This is a genomic window from Isoalcanivorax indicus (genome assembly GCF_003259185.1).
GTDB lineage: Bacteria > Pseudomonadota > Gammaproteobacteria > Pseudomonadales > Alcanivoracaceae > Isoalcanivorax > Isoalcanivorax indicus.
Genome location: NZ_QGMP01000001.1, coordinates 2,317,192 through 2,336,752, shown reverse-complemented (window position 1 = coordinate 2,336,752; position 19,561 = coordinate 2,317,192). Strand labels below are relative to the sequence as shown.

Annotated in this window: 17 protein-coding genes; 12 read left to right on the top strand and 5 right to left on the bottom strand. The window is 64.2% G+C overall.

The features are described from left to right. The first annotated feature begins 17 nt into the window (after positions 1-17). Positions 18-1,310: a YncE family protein gene (locus DKW65_RS10605; RefSeq protein WP_111657215.1), complete on the top strand. Its 1,293-nt coding sequence runs from the start codon at positions 18-20 to the stop codon at positions 1,308-1,310. 76 nt (positions 1,311-1,386) lie between these two features. Then, positions 1,387-2,073, top strand: a complete 687-nt coding sequence (locus DKW65_RS10600) for an SDR family NAD(P)-dependent oxidoreductase (RefSeq protein ID WP_111657214.1) — start codon at positions 1,387-1,389, stop codon at positions 2,071-2,073. A 12-nt stretch (positions 2,074-2,085) separates the two neighbouring features. Here the strand turns inward: DKW65_RS10600 and DKW65_RS10595 are convergent, their stop codons facing one another. Further along, entirely contained in the window at positions 2,086-3,417 is a 1,332-nt protein-coding gene (locus tag DKW65_RS10595) for an MATE family efflux transporter (RefSeq protein ID WP_111657213.1), read from the bottom strand. Positions 3,418-3,558: 141 nt separating this feature from the next. On the opposite strand from DKW65_RS10595, the gene DKW65_RS10590 reads away from it, so the two are divergent. Continuing rightward, positions 3,559-5,055, top strand: a complete 1,497-nt coding sequence (locus DKW65_RS10590) for a flavin-containing monooxygenase (protein ID WP_111657212.1) — start codon at positions 3,559-3,561, stop codon at positions 5,053-5,055. A gap of 66 nt (positions 5,056-5,121) precedes the next feature. After that, positions 5,122-6,528 (top strand): hypothetical protein, encoded by a 1,407-nt coding sequence (locus DKW65_RS10585; protein ID WP_111657211.1) that lies wholly within the window; start codon positions 5,122-5,124, stop codon positions 6,526-6,528. Positions 6,529-6,573: 45 nt separating this feature from the next. On the opposite strand, the gene gloA is transcribed toward DKW65_RS10585, so the two are convergent. After that, positions 6,574-7,134 carry a lactoylglutathione lyase gene (gloA, locus tag DKW65_RS10580; RefSeq protein ID WP_111657210.1) on the bottom strand — a complete coding sequence of 187 codons (561 nt, stop codon included), beginning with the start codon at positions 7,132-7,134 and terminating at the stop codon, positions 6,574-6,576. A gap of 120 nt (positions 7,135-7,254) precedes the next feature. Between gloA and DKW65_RS10575 the strand changes: the two genes are divergently transcribed. The 4 genes from DKW65_RS10575 to DKW65_RS10560 all read left to right on the top strand — a co-directional run bounded on the left by DKW65_RS10575 (position 7,255) and on the right by DKW65_RS10560 (position 10,900). Then, the gene (locus tag DKW65_RS10575) at positions 7,255-8,700 is read left to right on the top strand and encodes an SDR family NAD(P)-dependent oxidoreductase (protein ID WP_111657209.1); all 1,446 of its coding nucleotides are present in this window, start codon (positions 7,255-7,257) and stop codon (positions 8,698-8,700) included. Then, a complete protein-coding gene (locus DKW65_RS10570; protein ID WP_111657208.1) occupies positions 8,700-9,554 on the top strand; it encodes an alpha/beta hydrolase in 855 nt (284 codons plus the stop codon). The genes DKW65_RS10575 and DKW65_RS10570 overlap by 1 nt, the downstream gene beginning before the upstream one ends. Before the next feature lie 87 nt (positions 9,555-9,641). Then, complete coding sequence (locus DKW65_RS10565; RefSeq protein ID WP_111657207.1) at positions 9,642-10,328, top strand: DUF3592 domain-containing protein; 687 nt, start codon at positions 9,642-9,644, stop codon at positions 10,326-10,328. Between the two features lie 86 nt (positions 10,329-10,414). Beyond that, positions 10,415-10,900, top strand: a complete 486-nt coding sequence (locus DKW65_RS10560; RefSeq protein ID WP_111657206.1) for a GNAT family N-acetyltransferase — start codon at positions 10,415-10,417, stop codon at positions 10,898-10,900. A gap of 9 nt (positions 10,901-10,909) precedes the next feature. Here the strand turns inward: DKW65_RS10560 and DKW65_RS10555 are convergent, their stop codons facing one another. Then, a complete protein-coding gene (locus DKW65_RS10555; RefSeq protein WP_245932470.1) occupies positions 10,910-12,343 on the bottom strand; it encodes a phospholipase D family protein in 1,434 nt (477 codons plus the stop codon). 86 nt (positions 12,344-12,429) lie between these two features. On the opposite strand from DKW65_RS10555, the gene DKW65_RS10550 reads away from it, so the two are divergent. Then, on the top strand, positions 12,430-12,723 hold the full coding sequence (locus tag DKW65_RS10550) for a hypothetical protein (RefSeq protein ID WP_111657204.1): 294 nt from the start codon (positions 12,430-12,432) through the stop codon (positions 12,721-12,723). Between the two features lie 124 nt (positions 12,724-12,847). Continuing rightward, a complete protein-coding gene (locus DKW65_RS10545) occupies positions 12,848-14,902 on the top strand; it encodes a CocE/NonD family hydrolase (protein ID WP_111657203.1) in 2,055 nt (684 codons plus the stop codon). A 26-nt stretch (positions 14,903-14,928) separates the two neighbouring features. Here the strand turns inward: DKW65_RS10545 and DKW65_RS10540 are convergent, their stop codons facing one another. Both DKW65_RS10540 and DKW65_RS10535 read right to left on the bottom strand, forming a co-directional pair. After that, positions 14,929-16,752, bottom strand: coding sequence for a beta-ketoacyl synthase (locus DKW65_RS10540; protein ID WP_111657202.1), 1,824 nt, complete (start codon positions 16,750-16,752; stop codon positions 14,929-14,931). A gap of 183 nt (positions 16,753-16,935) precedes the next feature. Further along, entirely contained in the window at positions 16,936-18,117 is a 1,182-nt protein-coding gene (locus tag DKW65_RS10535) for an acetyl-CoA C-acyltransferase (protein ID WP_111657201.1), read from the bottom strand. A 209-nt stretch (positions 18,118-18,326) separates the two neighbouring features. Here DKW65_RS10535 and DKW65_RS10530 point away from each other — a divergent pair, with 209 nt between their 5' ends. Together DKW65_RS10530 and DKW65_RS10525 are read left to right on the top strand one after the other, a co-directional pair. Further along, entirely contained in the window at positions 18,327-18,908 is a 582-nt protein-coding gene (locus tag DKW65_RS10530) for a superoxide dismutase (RefSeq protein ID WP_111657200.1), read from the top strand. Between the two features lie 98 nt (positions 18,909-19,006). Then, positions 19,007-19,537: a hypothetical protein gene (locus DKW65_RS10525; protein ID WP_111657199.1), complete on the top strand. Its 531-nt coding sequence runs from the start codon at positions 19,007-19,009 to the stop codon at positions 19,535-19,537. Positions 19,538-19,561: the final 24 nt, after the last annotated feature.

The following is a 19,561-nucleotide window of genomic DNA, read 5'->3' as shown; positions in this document are numbered from 1 at the left end:
AGAGGGAAATAACCACCATGAAAAGATTACTGACAAGAAACGTGACAATCCTGTTTGCCGCGCTGGCGCTTGCCGCGTGCAACAACGATACGGGGGGCACCGCGCTGCCCGGCGACCACGACCATGACCATGGGGATGCTGCAGGGCGTCTGGTATTCAGCCACGCTGCAGGCAGTAACTCCCGGGTCTATGTGTATGACCTGCACGAAGAAGCGATGCTGGATGATTTTGCCCTGAGCCACCCCGCCAATGCCGTGTACCCCAGCCCGGGTGGTCGCTACGCGCTGGTCATGCACCGCGACAATGATCAGGTGTCGATACTGGACAGCGGCCTCTGGTGGCATGGCGACCATCCCCATGTGGACCCGCCGGTGCTGTTGCCGTTGACGCTGGATGGCGTACGCCCCACTCATTACCGCTACAACGGTGATCATGGCGCGGTATTTCACGATGGTGATCACGATGCCGGCCTGATGGCCAGCTTCGATCTGTTCACCGATGCGAGCCTGTCCCAGGGCGGTGTAGTGGCCTCGCGTACCCTCACCAGCGCGCACCATGGCATTGCCGAGCCGCTCTCGGGCTGGGTGCTGGCCAGCGATGCGGAATCCGGTGAAAGCGCTTCCGGTATTCGCCTGTTCGAGGTCCACGGTGATCATTTCCATAATGAAGGTCTGTTGCCGGAAGCCTGCCCGGGCCTGCATGGAGGTGCCACCCACAGTGTTTATTCCGTGTTCGGTTGCAGCGACGGTGTTCTGATCGTCGAGCGGCTGGGTAACGATTTCGAGGCCACCAGACTGGATGAACCGGCTGAAGGCATTTCGATTGTCTACGGGCATGAAGACCTGCCGCTGTTTGTCGGCTTCTCCTGGCCTGCCCTGAATCTCTATACCATCGACCCGGTGGGCGAGACGGTTGAACTGGTCGACTGGCGCGATGGCGCGGTCAACGGTGACGACGACCCGGTGGCGGCGGTTTACACCGCGATGGGGCTGGACGCTCACGGCGAGCATCTGGTGGTGCTGGATGAAACCGGCCATGTGCATGTGGTTGATACCGCGACCTGGACGCATCAGGGCAGTGTGAAGTTGCTGGACCAGGTGCCGGCGGGTGCGCTCGCCCCGGTGCTGACCTTCAGCCGACTGGGCGGCGTTGCTTACCTGACGGACCCGGCGGACCAGCGCATCCTCGCACTGGATCTGGAAACACTGTCCCATGACGTGGTAGTGGACGAACTGGGCTTCGCCCCTGTGGGTCTGGCCTGGACCGGGTTTGAGGATGACCACGATCACCACCACGACCACGATCACTAAACCCGTCTCGCATGCGTCTTGACCTCGACCGGGCTTGAGGTCTTAACCTCAAGCCTGTTTTGTCAGGAGGTGAGTGATGCATGCTGTGATTACCGGTGCGAGCCAGGGCCTGGGCCGCGCGTTGGTGGAAGGGTTGGGGCAGGCGGGCGATCGCATGACCGGCGTGTCACGCGGGCGCCCTGCGACAGTGCGCTCCCGTGTGCAGGCGCAGATCGACTGGATTCCGGCGGACCTGAGCGAGGGCGAGGCTGCCAGCAAGACAATACTGAGTGCGCTGGGCGCTGCCTGCCCTGATGTACTGATCTGCAATGTCGGCATCTGGGAACCACGCGCCTTCGAGGACGATTACGACTTCCTCTCGGATGCGCCGGACATGCTGCGTCGGCTGGTGGATATCAACATCACCAGCACCCTGTTGTTGTGTCAGGCGTTGTTGCCGCGCCTGCTGACCCATCGCAAGTCCCACATCATTCTGATCGGCTCTACCTCCGGACGTCCCCATGCCGGGCGTCCGGAGGTGGCGTTCGGTGCCAGCAAGCATGCACTGAACGGCATGGCCGATGCCTTGCGCGAAGGATTTCGTCAGCGCGGTCTGGCGGTGACCTGTCTGCACCCCGGTTATCTGGCAACAGGGGACGAGGCGGATGCCTCACAGATTCCGTTGCAGGATGTCGTCAGTGTGCTGCGCTGTGCGCTATCGCTGTCGGAAGTGTCCTTCGTGCGGGAGGTGGTGATGCCGGCGCTGGCGGACGTGCGTTTCTGATCAGCCTCTGCGTCAGTCGGCGGCGTCCTGGTGAAAATGACGCCGGTACAGACCGGGCAGGCAGGCGCCCAGGGTCAGGCCACGGAACACCACGAATAACACGAACGCCAGCCACAACCCGGTGTTGCCCCAGGAGGCCAGGCCGGCGGAGGCGCCGATGAACAACAGCAGGGCCACCAGTGTGCTGTTGCGCATGGGGCGGCTTTCCGAGGTGCCGATAAAAATGCCGTCCAGCTGAAACGCGGCGCAGGACAGGGCCACATAAAGCGCCACCCAGGGCAGCTGGGCGATGGCGACCTCGCGCACGCTGTCGATGCTGGTGAGGGCGTGCACGCCCCAGTGCCCCAGTAACAGCACCAGCACCGCAAGCAGCAGGGCAGTGCCGACGGCCAGATGGCTGCTGCGCACAATCACGTCGCGAAAGCGTTGCCGGTCTCGTGCCCCGACGGCCTGACCCACCTGTGATTCCACCACGAAGGCGTAGCCATCAAGAAAAAAAGCCGAGAAGGCGATGAATTGCAGCAGCACATGATTGGCGGCCAGTACATCATCCCCCAGCGCGGCACCCTGGCGCGCGAACCAGCCAAACCCGGCGAGCAGAAACAGAGTGCGCCACATGATGTGACTGTTGGTGCGCAGGGTGGCCTGCCAGCGTTGCCTCTGACGCAGCAATGGCCACGGCCAGGGCTGGCCGGGGGCCGGACGGACCAGCGGCCAGAGCAGCCACAGGCCCAGCAACAAGGCGCTCCATTCTGCAATGACGGTGCCCAGGGCAACGCCCGCCACGCCCCAGTCGAGCACCAGCACGAAGTACACATCCAGCAGAATATTCAGACCGTTGAGGAAGACTTGCAGCACCAGCAGGTGCCGCGTGCGCCCCAGGCCGATCAGAGTGCCGAGCAATGCAAAGGTGGCCAGGGTCGCGGGGGCGCCCCAGATCCGCAGCTGGATATATTCGCGCAACAGGGCGCGGGCGTCGTCACTGCCGCCGAGCAGCAACAGGGCAAGCTGGCTGATCAATCCTTGCAGCACAATCAGCAGCAGGCCGATGCCCAGCCCCAGCAACAGGGCGCGGGTCAGGGCGGCGCGCACTTCATCGTTATCGCGGGCGCCGGTGGCACGGGCAATAAAGCCGGTGGTGCCCATGCGCAGAAAGCCGAAACCCCAGTAAACAAAACTGAACACCAGCGCCCCCAGCGCGATGGCGCCGAGGGCGGCCGCATCGCCGGTGTGGCCGATCACGGCGGTGTCCACCAGGCCGAGTAACGGCACGGCGATATTGGCGAGAATGACCGGGATGGCGAGCTGGATCAGGGCACGATAGCCGAGGGGGGCTGTGGTCATGGGCGCTCAAGGCGGCACGGGTGCCGTAAATCAGTCATAAAGGTCTGCGCGGCGGTGATAATGGCCCCGGATGATAAGCAATGCCTCCCGGGTCTGCTTCACGATTGTGCCCTTCATATCGGGCGAGGGGAAAGGCGTTTCATGACCAACACAACACCTCAGTGGTTTGACGTTCTGATCATCGGTGCCGGTATCAGCGGTATCGGTGCCGCCATTCGTCTGCGTGAGCAGGGGATCGACAATGTTGCCGTGCTGGAAAAGGCCGACAGCCTGGGCGGCACCTGGCGCGACAATACCTATCCGGGCTGCGCCTGCGATGTGCCGTCGGCGCTGTACTCCTATTCCTTTGCCCAGAAGCCGGACTGGAGTCGCTTTTTCGCCGGCCAGGCGGAAATTCTGGATTATGTGCAGGACACCGCCAGGCGCCATGATGTTGCGCGCTTTATCCGCTTTGGCGAGCCGCTGGAGGAGGCGGCCTGGGACGAGGCTGCGCACTGCTGGGTGGTGCGCACGCCGCGCCAGACCTACCGGGCACGGGCCGTTATGGCCTGCACGGGCTACCTGCATGAACCGATTATTCCGGATTTGCCGGGCTTGCAGGATTTTCCCGGGCGGGTGTTCCATTCTTCGCAATGGGATCATGCCCATGACCTGCGCGGGCAACGTGTGGCGGTCATTGGAACCGGGGCATCTGCCATCCAGTTTGTGCCGGAGATCCAGCCGCAGGTTGGTGAACTCAAGGTCTATCAGCGCACGCCGCAATGGATACTGCCGAAGCCGGATACCGAGTTGAAAGGCCGGGCCAGGGGCCTGTTACGCTGGCCCGGCGTGCGGCAGCTGTTGCGCGGGCTTCTGTACAGTGGCTTTGAAACTTTCGGTATCGGTTTTCGCAAGCCGGCACTGTTGCGCCAGGTCGAGCGCCTGGCGCGGGCGCATATTCGCCTGGCGATCAAGGATCCGGTACTGCGTGAAAAAGTGACGCCGGATTACACCCTGGGCTGCAAGCGCGTGCTGCTCTCCAATGACTATTATCCGGCGCTGGCGCAGCCGAATGTGGAAGTGTTTGCCACCGGTGTGCGCGAAATTCGTGGCAACGTGATCGTGGCAGATGACGGCAGTGAGCGTGAAGTGGACACGATTATCCTCGGTACCGGATTCCATGTCACCGATCAGCCGATTGCGCATCGCGTGCAGGGGGCGAGTGGCAAAACGCTGGCGGCCACCTGGGCGGGCAGCCCGCAGGCGTATCGTGGCACAACCATTCACGGCTTCCCCAATCTGTTTCTGGTGCTGGGGCCGAATCTCGCCATTGGTCACAACTCGGCGTTCATTGTGATCGAGGCGCAGATTCGTTACGCGCTGTCTGCATTGCAGGCCATGCGTGAGCAGGGCATTGCCCGCCTTGATGTCCGCGAGACGGCACAGCGCGATTACAATGCACGTGTGCAGGCCGCATTACAGGGCACGGTGTGGAACACAGGGGGGTGCTCCAGCTATTACATTGATGCCAATGGCCTCAACAGCACCGGATTCCCCTGGAGCACCCTGACCATGCGTCGCCTGCTGGCTGCCTTTGATGCGCGGGATTACGACATTGTGATGGCATCGCTGGAACCCCGCACCCCGGTTATGGCATGAATGCGTTGGTGCCGGGTAATGGGCATGGGGTATGTCACAAGGAAAACGTGAGCGGGGATATCTGCCATGAAATCTATCAGCAAGAGTGTTCTGCTGGCGCTGTCAGCGCTGGCGCTTGCCGCCTGTGGCGGTGGAGGAGGCGGGGGCGGTGGCGCCTCGGATCCTCCGGTTCAGATGCCGCCGCCTGATCCCGGTGCCACCGGTGTCAGTGGCAAGATCACGGCGCCCAATGGCCAAACGCCGGTGGCGGGCGTTACGGTGTACCACGCCGACGCCGGCCAGGGCCTGGGTTTGCTCGCTGGGCGCTCGCTCGGGCTGCAATCATCACAGCAGGGCTGTGCACCGCCCGCAGACAGCAACGCCTTGTGGGCCTGCACGGATCAGTACGGCTATTTCGTGCTGGAATTCGGCGGCCTGGATCCCTTGCCGGATGCTCTGGAGCTGAACTTCGCCAAAGGCAAATGGAGCGGCCAGGCCAGTATCGACACCCTGGGTGACTATGCCGGGGTGTTGCCGTTCTCCAGTGATCCGCAAGCCGGAGCGCCGCGCATCGCTGTAATTACCGGGACGTTTGATCAGATAGAGAATGTGCTGGTGCGTCTCGGGATGACTGTCAATCCGGCGCAGGGCCAGATGCTGGCGTCCGTAACCGAGCCCACGCATGACCACAGGCACCACGGCCCTGCGCACGGGGCCGCCCAGCCGCGTATGGTGTCCATGGGTGATGAGGAGCCCGATTACTGTGATCCGTCGGAGGATCCGCCCTGGTGGTGGCCGCCCGACATGTCGTGGCCACCCCCGCCTGAATGGTGTGACGATTACGTGCACGAGCCGCCCCAGTGGCTGGGTAGCGAAACCTTCGATCTGTATATCGGTTCCCGGCGCTATGGGGGAGGTGGCGAAGATTATCCGGACATGGACGAGCTGTTCGAAATGGACGGTGGGCAGCTGCGCCTGATGAACTACGATATTCTGTACGTAAACTGCGATGCGCCGGTGCCCGAGGATACCAATTGGAATGTCTCCATTCAGGAGTTCGTGGGTCAGGGTGGCCTTCTGTACGTGACGGACCTGTCCAGTGAGTGGGTGACAGAGTCCTTCTATGGCTACGTTGCACCGGACGACATGTCGGAGGGGGGCGTGGACACTGGCGCCCGGGTGCAGGTGGCGAATACCGCGCTGCGTAACTGGATGCGCACCATGGCCTGTCGCAACGGTAATGCCTGCGTCGACAGCAATGGCCGCTTCACGTTGACGGGTTACGGCGATGATGTGCTGGCACCCCACAATGCGGATGTGGTGCCCCTGGTGACCGACCGTGGCGGCAGTCGTGTGTTAACGCTGCGTTTCCCGCATGGGGATGACAGCGGGCAGGTCTTCTTCAGCACCTTCCATACGGCGGATGAGTTTTTCGGTGCGACCGGGCGTACCGCCGAGGAGCGCATGCTGGAATATCTGTTCTACGCAGATTGAGTATCGCGCCGGGCGGGCGGCCTGCATGGCTGCCCGCCCGGTTGTTCAGGCCTTGCCCTGCGATGCCAGCATGTTCGGCTGCAGTATTTCGATCCAGTAACCGTCCGGGTCGCGAATAAACGCGATCCCCTTCATCTTCCCGTCATCGGGGCGCTTCACAAAGTCCACGCCGAGGGATTCCAGTCGTTCGCAGGCGCGGTAGACGTCCGGTACCGCCAGGCCGATATGCCCATAGCCCTGCGGCTGGTCATTGCCATTGTGGTAGCGGAATTCCGGGTCGTCCTCGGTGCCCCAGTTATGGGTCAATTCCAGCATGCCGCTGCCACTGAAGGTCCAGGTGGTGCGCTCGCCGTCGTCCTGACTGATGCGGGCAGCCTGTTCATCACTGACAAAGCCGAGGAAATAGAGTGAGAACTTCATCTCCGGGAAGTCGAGCTTGCGGATCAGACGCATGCCCAGCACGCGGGTATAGAAGTCCATGCTGCGCGCCGGATCCTTGATACGCATCATGCTGTGGTTGAACACATAGTCCTGCGTTTCCCGGTCAGGGGATTCGCACAGGCCGGGGGCGGCTTCGAAGTGGCGGGATGGGGTGGATGAACTCATCAGGGGCTCCTTGATAGCGCTGTGCAGCAGGTCTGGGGGCAGTCCGGATCATTTCAACCTTGCGGCGCCTTCACGGGTGCTATGGTGTAGTGCGAGGTCGTGTGAAGGACAGGAGGTGCCATGATTCGTCTTGAGGAAGTGATGACTGTGCCGCGCACTGTGCAGGACTGCTACCGCTACCTGCAGGATTTTTCCACGGCGGAGCAGTGGGACCCCGGGGTCTACCGGGCGGTCAAGCAGACGCCGGGGCCGGTCATGGTGGGCACGCAATTTGATCTGCTGCTGAATTCGGCCGGGCGTCGGCTGCCGATGCAATACCGGATCACCCGGCTTTCGCCGCCCCGGGAAATCGTGATGCAGGGCGAGGCCGAGGGGCTGCGCGCCCTGGACACGATCTCGCTGGACGATGCCGGACACGGGCGGACCCGTATCCGCTACCGTGCCGATTTCACCTTCACAGGCCGTGTCGCGCGTATCGAGCCGTTGCTGCATCCCTGGCTGCGGCGGGTCGGGCGCCAGGCGGTTGCCGGGCTGGCCCGCGCCCTGACACCGGAAACGCAACTGCCCGGCCCCGGCCTGCGTGACCGGCTGGCACATCGCACCCTCCTGCCCGCAGCCTGGTCGTTTACCGAGCGCGGCTACCTGCGCATGACCAACAAGGGACTCAGCCATCGCGTCGACGGCAAGACGTTTGTCATTACCGGGCCGACCTCCGGGCTCGGGCTGGCGACAGCCTGCGAGCTGGCGCGGCTGGGTGCCAGGCTGTTGCTGGTGGGCCGCGACACGGCCCGGCTGGCAGACGCGGTGGCGCATATCCGGGATTTCAGCGGTTGTGCGACGACGCAGCTGGAGATCTTCGAGGCCGAGTTGTCGCTGTTGTCCGAGGTCGAGCGCATTGCGCCGGTCCTGCAGGCGGCGGCGCCGCAACTGGATGGCCTGATCAACAATGCGGGCGCCCTGTTTGCCGAGCACGGGTTGACCCGCGAAGGGCAGGAGCGGGCGCTGGCCATCAATCTGCTGGCGCCATGGCGTCTGATGTCACTGCTGTTGCCGCAACTGGAGGCCGCTGGCGGGCGGGTGATCAATGTCGCCAGTGGTGGCTTGTATGCCCAGGCTCTGCACCCGCAAGACATGCAGTATCTCGACGAGCCGTACGATGGCAGCAAGGCGTATGCCCGGGCCAAGCGGGCGCTGGTGGACCTGACGGCAATCGCTGCGGCGCGGGTGCCGGGGGTGACCTTCCACAGCATGCACCCTGGCTGGGCGGCCACGCCGGGGGTGGCGAAATCCCTGCCGGCCTTCAATGCCCGGTTGCAGCGCTGGTTGCGCGATGCGCGCATGGGTGCCGATACCATCGTCTGGCTGGCCAGTGCGCCGGTGGCCGCCCAGGGCAGCGGGCAGTTCTGGTTTGATCGACTGCCGCGGCCGACGGCCTTACTGCCGGGGACTGACGTTACCCCGGCCCAGCGCGGTCAGTTGCTGGCGTTTCTCGCCTCGCTGGTGCCGTCTGATGCCTTGTTGCAGCGTCTGGACCGGCCTGTCGGCACGCTGGCACAGGAGCGTTGATGATGCGCCGTTTCAGTGCCCTGGTGAGTGCGGTCATCATTCTGGCGGGATGCGTGTCCGGTGGCGGCGCTGCGTTGCCCTCGGTGCTCACCGAGCAGGCGTTTTCGCCGCCGGACTGGGAGCAGACACTGTATGCGGACATTCACCTTCCCGAGGGGCGCGGGCCGCATGCCGCGGTGATCGTGGTGCATGGCGGCGGCTGGGCCCGGCGCAGCCGTGACGACATGGACGGTATCGCCCGAGAGCTGGCACAAGCCGGTTATGTTGCCATGAATATCGATTACCGGTTTGCCCCCGAACATGTGTTTCCGGCGCAGCTGCATGACCTGCAGATTGCCGTGCGCTGGTTGCGCCAGCACGCCACAGACCTTGATGTGGATGCTGATCGTGTTGCTGTGCTGGGGTATTCCTCCGGCGGCCATCTGGCCAGCCTGCTCGGGCTGGTGGCCGGGCAGGGGGGCGTGCTGGATCAGCCCTACGGTGGCGAGGACACCCGCATTCAGGCGGTGGTGGCCGGTGGCGCGCCAATGGATCTGCGCAAGTATTCCGGGGGGCGTCTTGTGCCGGCTTTTCTTGGTGGCACCCGGGATGAGGTACCCGAGGTATTTGCGGCCGCCTCCCCGGTCACCCACGTGCATCGTGATGCGCCCCCATTCTTTCTGTTTCATGCACGCCAGGACCGCACCGTGTCGCTGGATCACGCTACGGATTTTCAGGTCGCACTCGAGGCGGCCGGGGGGGATGTCGTGCTGTATGAGCAGGCATGGCGCGGACACATCACCGGCTTTCTCTGGCGCGGCGATGCCACGGCGGCCGCCCTCTCCTGGCTCGAGGATACGCTCGCTGCTCTGTGATGCCGGTTGCACTTCCAGGGATACGGACCCCCATGACCTGTCTTGCGGGGTAGAATCCGCGCAGTGGGAAAATCCGGGGGAAAAGGGATGAAAATCATAACGATTGCTTTCACGGCAGTGGGTGTCGTGTTACTGGCGGTAGCCGTCGGGCTGGGGCTGAACACCCAGCGTTTCGTGGCCGAAAGTCACACCGCCACCGGGCAGGTGGTGGCGCTGGACGCATCGCGCTCCAGCGACGGTGGTACGACCTGGCGGCCGGTGGTCAGTTTCCGCGCCGGAGACGGTCAGACCTATCGCTTTTCCAGCCAGGTCAGCAGCAACCCGCCGGCCTATAAGCGTGGCGAAACGGTGACGGTGCTGTATGCCCCGGAGCAGCCGGACAACGCACGTATCAAGGGCCTGTTTTCGCTGTGGGGCGGTGTGCTGATCTGCGCTCTGGTGGGCGTGATGTTCACGTCGGTGGGGGGCGTGGCGGCACTGGCCCCGCTGTGGGCACGGCGCCGCGCGGCACAACTGCGACAGACGGGTCGGCGTATCGAAACCCGGTTTCAGGGGGTGGAGGCGAACACCCGGTTGACCGTAAACGGACGTCACCCGCAGCGTATCGTGACCCAGTGGCAGAATCCGGCCACTGGTGAGGTGCAGGTCTTCTTCAGTCGTAACCTCTGGTTCGATCCCTCCGAGCATATCCGGCAGCACAGCATCACCGTGTGGATGGACCCGCAGAAGCCGGGCCGCTATGTCATGGATACGGATTTTCTGGCGCGATCGTAAAAGGCTGTATCAGTCGCGCCTTCACGGGAAACCCTGTGCGCCCCGCCGGTCGAACCTCACAGGTTCATGGCAGGGAGTATCAGGCGATGGCAGTGTCACCGGACAAGATGATTCAGGTACGTCTGGCCCGCACCGCCGACCGGGGCGCGCTCGGCGCGTTGCGTGATGAGGTCACCAGTGCACTTCGGCGTATCTATCTGCCGGTAACCGGCGGTGCGGCCCATCGCCGTATCATGCCGCGCTTCGATGTGCTGGTCGCCTGGATGGGCGGTGAACTGGCTGGCACACTTGAATACACGCTGGCGCATGAAACCCTGTACCTGCAGGGGCTGGGCGTCGCGAACCGTTTCCGTGGCCAGGGGGTGGCACGCGCCCTGATCGAGCATGTCGCCGACATCGGCCAGCATTACCCCCTGTCGCACATGGAGTTGTGCACCATTCGCGAAACCGGGAACGTCGCGGTATTCGAGAGGATGGGCTTCAGCGTCTGTGATGAGCGCCCATCCACTCAGTTTGTCGGTGCCGCCGGGCAACCGGTCTCAGAGGTCATCATGCAGCGTCGCCTGCCCTGATATCGCGGTTCAGAAGCTGCTCCAGCCGGTCATTTCCATGAACGTATAGAGCCATTGGCGCCAGCGCGTGTGGTCCGCATGGGCCGCATAGGGCAGGCTGAAATGGCGCCCGCCTGTATTGTCCCAGCGTGCCTCGAAGACGGCCTGAGCGTCCTGCATCAGGGCGTGCTCCGGTGTTGCCCGGATACGCACGCTGGTTTCCAGGTTGTAGTTGTCGAGATTGCGACGGGTGAAGTTCGCGGAGCCCAGAATCAGGATGGCATTGCCCTGGGTGCCGCGCCAGTGCAGTTGCTTGGTATGGCATTGCTCACCGCGTGTATCGCACCAGCGCACCGGCACCCCGGCGGCGTGCAGGCGGGCGGCCACCTGGCGGTTGGGTATGCCGTTCTTTTCCCGGCCGAAGGCATCCTTGTTCGGGTCCAGCAGTACGCGTACCTGGACCCCGCGCGCATGCGCCCGCTGCACGGCGCGGTGCAACGGGCGGTGGGAAAAATAGAACACGCCGATATCCAGCTGATCACCCTCAGCGGCATGGTTGACGGTATCGAGCAGGGCATCACGGATCGCGCCCTCGGTAAGAATCTGCAGGGACGGGGTGCCGGGTTCGAGCACGGATGCAGGCGGCGGTGTCGGCAGTGTGGTGATCGGGCTGACGCCGGACAGGGCCAGCACGGCGGCTTCCGATGCCAGCAGGTCCAGTGCTGCAGCGCCACGGAAATGCACGCCCGCATTGCTGTGCGCGCTGCTGCCATCATGGGGATTGGCGGAGGTAATGATGGCCTGCCAGCTGTCCCCGTCGTCCACCACCAGTGTCTTGCGGTGATTGGCCTTGAAGTTGGGCAGGGCCAGATAGCTGCGCAGGGTGACGCGGCCGTCGCCCATGGGGTTGGGCAGCCAGCCACCGTCAGGGCGGTTGCCGAACCACTGGCAACAGAGGCGCCACAGCCCGGACCAGCTCGGATTGCTGTCGCGCAGTGGCCGCAGTTCGGTTTCCAGTATCTGGATACCGGCGTACTCCATCTTGTCCAGGTGTGTCGCGTGCAGGCCACCGTACAGGGTATTCACCGGGTCGGTGATCACGATGATCGGCAGGTCCGGCGACGCCCGACGGCGTGCCAGCAGGGCCGCCGTCAGCTCAGCGGACAGGGCGCGATGGGTTTCCGGCGGTTCGCCCTGAAACGCATTGAACAGGAACATGTCCAGCAGGATCAGCTGTTCGGCCTGGCTGATCAGACGCAGGATGTCGTCGAAGATCTGTTGCTGCAGGTGACGTGTGCCGGTGTCATCGTGCCAGGTCAGATCATGCAAGAGCACGGCGTCGCCGAGCGGCCGTTCCGGCCAGGCGATGCCGACCCCCTCCGGCGGTGGTTTGCGCTGATGGACCAGACCGGTGATGCCCACCAGCAGCAGGAGCAGCAGCCCGCCGAACACAAGGTATTTCAAGGCGCTCTCCTTCAGGTGTTCTCCTCCGGGTGTTCTCCACCCGTCACATGATATGCTCATTGTTCCTAAAAAAAGGGCGAAAATCGATGATGGCGATTCTCTTCGGCAGCCTGCTGCTCAGCGGGGCCAGTCTGCAGGCGTTGCGCGCTACCCTGCGCCTGAGGGGAGCCGTGCCCGCGCACCTTGATGCTCTGGTACTGCCGGCGCTGGTGTGGGCCGCCTGGGTGCTGCTGTTGGTGCTGCGGGTGCCGCACACCGCGCTGATCGACAGCGGCCATGGCCTGGCGCTGGGCGGCAGCCTGGTGCTGGTCACGCTGGTGTGTGCGGTGCTGCCCGCGCGCTGGTGGTGGGCGCGGCGGCAGGTGGCGGCCCGCGCCTGAGGCGGGTTACATTCTGACCGCCCGTCTTTAACAGCCGTGACATATTCCTGACATTTCCCCGACAGCCCGAACCCGGCGCCTGTGGCCTGATAGTGCACAAGCATAATAATTCAGGTGTCGCGCCATGCATGTTTCCCGTTTCCTGTTGCCCGCCCTGCTGGTATCGGCCCTGGCCGCCTGTGGCGGTGGCCAATCCGGTTCGCTGAGCAGCCCTGGCGGCAACCCGCCCGGTGTCGGGCCAGCCAATCCTGACCCCGATCGTGAACAGCGGCCCTTGCCGCAGAGCCAGGCGGACGCCGAAGCGGCCAGTTGTGCCGCGGGCGAAGCCCTCGATGGCGGCCGCAGTTACCGCGTCACCATGCCGTCGCGGGTCGATGGTGCGGCCATCACCTTTCAGGTGTTTGAACCGCGCACGCTGGATTGCGTCAACGGGCATCCGCTGATTCTTGAAGGGCACGGTTTTGCCGGGGGGCGCCAGACCGAGGCGGGCACCGCGTTTGCCGGACCCGTGGCGCAACTGGTCGAGGCGGGTTATGCGGTCATCAGTATCGACCAGCGTGGCCACGGTGACAGCGGGGGCACCGTGCGTGTCATGACGCCGGACTTCGAGGGCCAGGATCTGGTGCAGATCGTTGACTGGGCCGAAGCGCATCTGGATTACCTGGCCTATGCGCCGAACCACACCGGTTTCGACAATCTGCTGCTGGGCGCGGTCGGCGCCAGCTACGGCGGCGGTTTCCAGTACATGCTCTATGGCATGGACCCGGACCAGCGTCTGGATGCCATGGTGCCGCACATCACCTGGCATGATCTGAGTTACAGCCTGAGCCCCGGCGATGCCGTGAAGTCCTACTGGGGTCTGTTCCTGTCCGGTGCCGGGGATGCCGGTACCGGCCTGGCGATGGACCCGCTGCTGCGCGCGACCCTGGTGGAAGCTGCTGTGACCAATGTGATGCCGCCGGTGTCGCAGGATTTTCTGGCCTACAGCGGGCTGAGTTATGGCTGCGGCAACCCGCGCAACCTGATGTTGCAACAGGCGGGCAACACCAGTGATTTTTCCCTTGATCCGCTGTTGCAGTTGCTGGCGCCGCTGACCGGTGGTGGCAGCTATATCGTCAATCAGCCCCCGGGTGAGCTGTACCCGGTGGATGTGCTCATGTTCCAGGGCTTCCGGGATTCGCTGTTCACCTTCAACGAAGCCTACTGGAACTATGAGTGTCTGCGCGGCGCCGGGGGCGATGTTCGTCTGCTTACCTATCCGTTCGGGCACCATTTCTTTTCACCGAACGTGGGCTTTGTGGTGGAGCTGGTGCGTGGCGTGCCGACCTTGATTCCGGCGCTGCCGACGTTGGCGGACGGCGGTCTGGATATCTTTGCCGAATGTGGCGGGGTGGATGCGGCGGCGGCCACGGTCGCCTGGTTTGATGAAAAACTGCGCGGCATCGGTAACGCCGATGACGTGATCACCATGGGGCAGGACGTGTGCATGACCCTGACCTATGGCGATTCGGTGAATGTGCCTGAAGTGACTGTGGGTGGGCAGGCGTTCGACATCAGTGGCCCCGGCGGCCTGCCGGTGGTGGCGCGCTCGGGGGCGCTGGGTGTGCTGCCGACGCTGGTGGGCCTGGGATCCGTGACCGAGGACGCCGTGATCGCCGGGATTCCGACACTGAGCGTGACGTTGACGGACCCGCTGGCACAACTGGATCCGTTGCAGGAAGTGGTGCTGGACCCGTTGCTGTGCAACGACGTGATCCGTGGTCTGCTGGGGCCGTTGATTGATCCTCTGCTGTGCAACGACACCGCGCCGGTTATTGCCCTGAAAGGGGAGGACATCATCCTCTTCGCCGGTATCGGGGTGATCCGTGCCGAGGCGATTCCCGGTGTGCCCCTGCCGTTACCCCTGCCGGACCTGATCGATGAGCAGGTCTTTCCCTTGCGCGGCTTCGGCACCCATGAGGTCATGCTGGAAGGCATTGCGGAACGTCTGACACCGGGGGACCAGTTGTACCTGATGCTGTACGGCGTGCATCCCACATTTGTAGCCACGTTCTCGCGCGAACTGCTTTCGATTCTGGTGGACGTGCAAGGCGAGGTGCGCCTGCCGCTGCTGACCGCAGAGGGCCGTGAGGCCCTGCCGGCAGACGCTATCGGCGCCCCCCTCATCCCCCGCGGCTGATGCGCAGCCAAGGTGACAGGTAAGGGTTACAGGTAGCTGTCGAAGTCGCCGTGGGCGCCCAGGCTCACGGCTTCTGCCCAGCCGGGCAAGTGAATGGCGTCCTGGCTCAGCGCGACGTCATCGCCTTCGACCACGCCCTCTCCAAAGCGATACACCGGCGCGGTCTTGCCGGCGCAGGCCTGTTCATCCCAGTCACTGACCTGCGCCCGCGTGGTCTCGACACGATCCTGCCAGGCCTGCATGGCCTGCTGCCCGTGCTTGCGTTGCAGCATGGCCAGCGCTTTCTGCGGCGACAGCACCAGTGCTGTGGCGTTGTTGCCGCCGAACCCTTTGGCATTGATCAGGCTGGCCTGCGGCGCCTCCAGCCTGCTGTGCGCGGATTGCAGGCGCAGGCGAGCGCCGTGCACGTCCGGCGCCACCTGCTCAAGGGTGGCGATGCCCGGCAGGATGCCGCTGGCGAAGGTGCCCAGGGCCGCTGCCATCTGGTCACCGCCCGCGCTGCCCAGGCTGTGGCCCAGATAGCACTTGATGGCGGCCACGGGCCAGTGCTGGATGCCGAAGGCCGCCGCGACCTTGTCCAGCACATGGGATTCGGTGGTGCGGTTCTGCGGCGTGCCGGTGCCGTGGGCGTGCACAAAGGTGTGTTGACGCAGGCCCTCGTCGCCCAGCAGGTGCCGGGCCAGGGCGGTGGCCCGGCCGAAGGTCAGGTAGTTGCCAGCGCCCGGCGCGGAAATGGATTTCTTCGGGCCATCGGCGTGGATGAACACGTCGGGCACGGCGCCCAGGATATCCGCGCCGAGCTCCAGCGCCAGGGCGTCGTCCATCAGTATCGCAAACTGGGCCGATTCAGCGATGGTGAAACCGGCATTGAAGGTGAACGGGCGGCAGGCGCGACGGTAGTCCGGCGTGTCGGTGCCATCAAGACGCGCCAGCGCCTCGTCCTCTCCGAGTGCGCCCATGGCGCGGTAGCCCTCGATCACTTCCGGCACCAGCGGCGCTTCGCTGGTGCCCACCACCACCAGTCTGCGGCGACCACTGCGGATGTCCTGTACGGCCCGGTCCAGGTTGTACAGGAAGGTGGCGCAGGCGCCCAGCATGCCGCCGGTGGCGCCCGCCGTCCCCAGAATGTAGGCGTTGATGAAGTCCGCGCTCATGCCGCCAAAGCCCAGTGGCAGCTGTTTGGAGGTGATACGCCGACCCAGCGAGGGGTTGCGCAGCACGCCGCCGAAACCGTTGTCGTCCAGTTGCGCCATGGCGCTGGAGGCATACACGGCGATGGCCTCCGGCGGCAGCCGTTGCTGGATACGGCACCAGTCGATCCCCAGCATGCCGAGCATGTCGGAAGCGCCGAAGACCGCCATCTGCAAGGCGCGTGGATGGTGCCGGGACGGGTAACAGGCCGCCGGATCAAAGCCGCTGGGCAACTGCCCGGCGGCCTGCACCCGGCCGCGCTGGCTGGCGCCCAGCAGCAGTGAGGCACCGGCAGGCAGTGTCACCTGGCTGCGCTTGTCGCCCGCTGGCGTGACCCGCCAGTGCGCCGGGATCGGTTCGGGCAGATCCATGTTGCGGACGATCACGGTGATATCGCTGCCGGTTTCTGCGTTCACCTGGATCGGTTGTGCGTTCGGGTCGAACAGGTTGGTTTCCATCTGCCGCACCAGGGTGCCTTGCAGCAACGGTTCGCTGTGTCCGGCGCCCGACGGCATGAGCGCGCCCAGGGCCGCCAGGGTGCGCTGTCGGGTGGTGCTGTCCAGAGCGTCAAGAACCAGTCGATGAAAACCATGATGACAGGCACTGCGGCCGGCGGGATTGATGCCGCCGAAGGCGGTGATCACGGGCAGGGCGGACAAGGACGCTTCTCCAGATTATGTGACTGACGAGTCACGCGATTTTACAGAAAGCGCCCGCCACAGACAGTTAGCCAATCGTCGTGCTGGCGGAAGAGTTGTAACAGGAGACTTCAGGGGACAGGGGGGAGAGGGGGTGGAACCGGCAGCGGGCTGCCGGTTCCGGGGCGTGGCAACAGGGCCGCGTCAGATCAGCTCGACGGCCACCGCCGTGGCTTCACCGCCGCCAATGCACAGGCTGGCGATACCGCGCTTGCCGCCGGTGCGCTTGAGCGCATGGATCAGGGTCAGGATGATGCGTGAACCGGTGGAGCCGATCGGGTGACCCAGGGCGCAGGCGCCGCCGTGGATGTTCACCTTCTCGTGCGGGATGCCCAGATCGATCATCGGCATCATGGCCACCATGGCGAAGGCTTCGTTGATCTCGAACAGGTCCACGTCGTCCACGCTCCAGCCGACTTTCTTCATCAGTCGCTCGGTGGCGCCAATCGGCGCGATGGTGAACTCGCTCGGGTGACGCGAGTTGGTGGCATGGGCCAGGATGCGGGCCAGCGGTTTCAGGCCGCGCTCATTGGCCACCGACTCACGGGCCAGGACCAGCGCCGAGGCCCCATCGGAGATGGAGCTGGCGTTGGCGGCCGTGACAGTGCCGTCTTTGGCAAAGGCCGGGCGCAGGGTCGGGATCTTGTCGATATTGGCGTTGCCCGGCTGCTCGTCCGTGTCGACGACCACCTCGCCCTTGCGGGTCTGTACCGTCACTGGCGTGATCTCGTCCTTGAACCAGCCTTCGGCGATGGCCGTCTGGGCGCGCTTGAGGGATTCGATGGCGTAGTTGTCCATGTCCTCGCGGGTGATGCCGCGCTTGTCCGCCACTTCCTGGGCAAACGAGCCCATCAGGCGACCGGTTTCGGCATCTTCCAGGCCGTCCAGGAACATGTGGTCATACACCTGGCCGTGGCCCATGCGCAGGCCGCCACGGGCCTTGTCCAGCACGTAGGGGGCGTTGGTCATGGACTCCATGCCGCCCGCCAGGACGATGTCGTTGGTGCCCGCGACAATCGAATCAAAGGCAAACATGGTGGCCTTCATGCCCGAGCCGCACAGCTTGTTGATGGTGGTGGCGCCGGTGCTGTCCGGCAGGCCCGCCTGGCGCATGGCCTGGCGTGCCGGGCCCTGCTTCAGGCCAGCGGGCAGTACGCAGCCCATGATGACTTCCTGGATATCACCGGCCTCCAGGCCAGCGCGCTGAATGGCCTCGCGGATGGCCACGGCACCCAGTTGCGGGGCGGTCGCGGGGCCGAGTGCACCCTGGAAGCCCCCCATCGGGGTCCGGGCACCGTTGACGATGACGATGGCATCGTTGCTCATGGCTTACTCCTGCTGGTCGAGGGCGGCGATTGTACTGTGGATGCGGCGCGGGCGCATCCCGCCGCGCCCTTGAAAAGGCCGGGTGGCGCCCCCAGTGTCCTTCCTCACGGCACGGCGTGATGGCCACACTGGCCGCTGTTACTGACGGTTGTTATGATCGCCGTCCGATCCATCTTCCATTCATCGATACCAACGTCAGGGGAAATGACATGGCTTTCGAACTTCCTGCTCTGCCTTATGCGAAGGATGCGCTTGCGCCGCATATTTCCGCAGAAACCCTCGAGTACCACTACGGTAAACATCACCAGACCTACGTCGACAAGCTCAACGGTCTGGTCAAGGGCACCGACAACGAAGGCAAATCCCTGGAAGACATCATCAAGAGCGCGGGCCCCGGTCCGGTGTTCAACAATGCTGCCCAGGTCTGGAACCACACCTTCTACTGGCACAGCCTGAGCCCGAACGGTGGTGGCGAGCCCACTGGCGCCCTGGCTGATGCGATCAAGGCCAAGTGGGGCAGCTTTGACAAGTTCAAGGAAGAGTTCAGCAACGCCGCCGTCAACAACTTCGGTTCCGGCTGGACCTGGCTGGTCAAGAGCGGCAACGAGCTGGACATCGTCAACACCAGCAATGCGGCCACCCCGATCACCGACGGCAAGACAGCGTTGATCACCGTGGATGTATGGGAACACGCCTATTACATCGACTACCGCAATGCCCGTCCCAAGTACCTGGAAGCCTTCTGGGCCCTGGCCAACTGGGACTTCGCGGCCAAGAACTTCGGTGCCTGAGTCCGGTCGGACCTGATACACTGAGTTGCCGCAGAGGCCGCCCTTCAGGCGGCCTCTTGCGTTGGCTTCCTATAAGAACAAACGACCGGAGCAGTATCATGAACAGGTTGAATGTGCTGACAGGGCTCCTGATCTGCCTGCTGGCCGCCCCCGCGCTGGCCGAGCGTGAAGAACGCCACTCCCCCGAGATTCAGGAAATGAATCGCCTGGCAGAAGCGGCCATGCAGATGGCCCTGAAGGCGGTGGAGGAATCCGGCGGCCTGTACCCGTTTGCCGTGATCGCCCGTGAAGGCGACAACAACCAGATTCTCGGTTATCAGGGCGAGCGCGAGGCCGCGCCGCCACCCACCCAATGGGCAGAAGCCCTGTTCCTGCGCCTGCAGGAGATGACCCGCGATGAGGACATGGGTTTGCGGGCCGTCGCCCTGGTGCGGTTGCATGAAGTGCCGAGCAAGGCGGGCGACAAGGTGCCCGGCATCTGGGTGCAGGTGGATCACCGCAAGGAGCGCCCCTGGGTCCTGTTCCTGCCGTTCGTGCGCAACGAGGCAGGTCGGCATGAGGCGGGGGAACTGATCTATTACGCCAGCGAACAGCCGATCTTTCCGGCGTCGGCCGAGTCCAGGGACTGACCCGCCTGCTGGCGGGAACCCGGA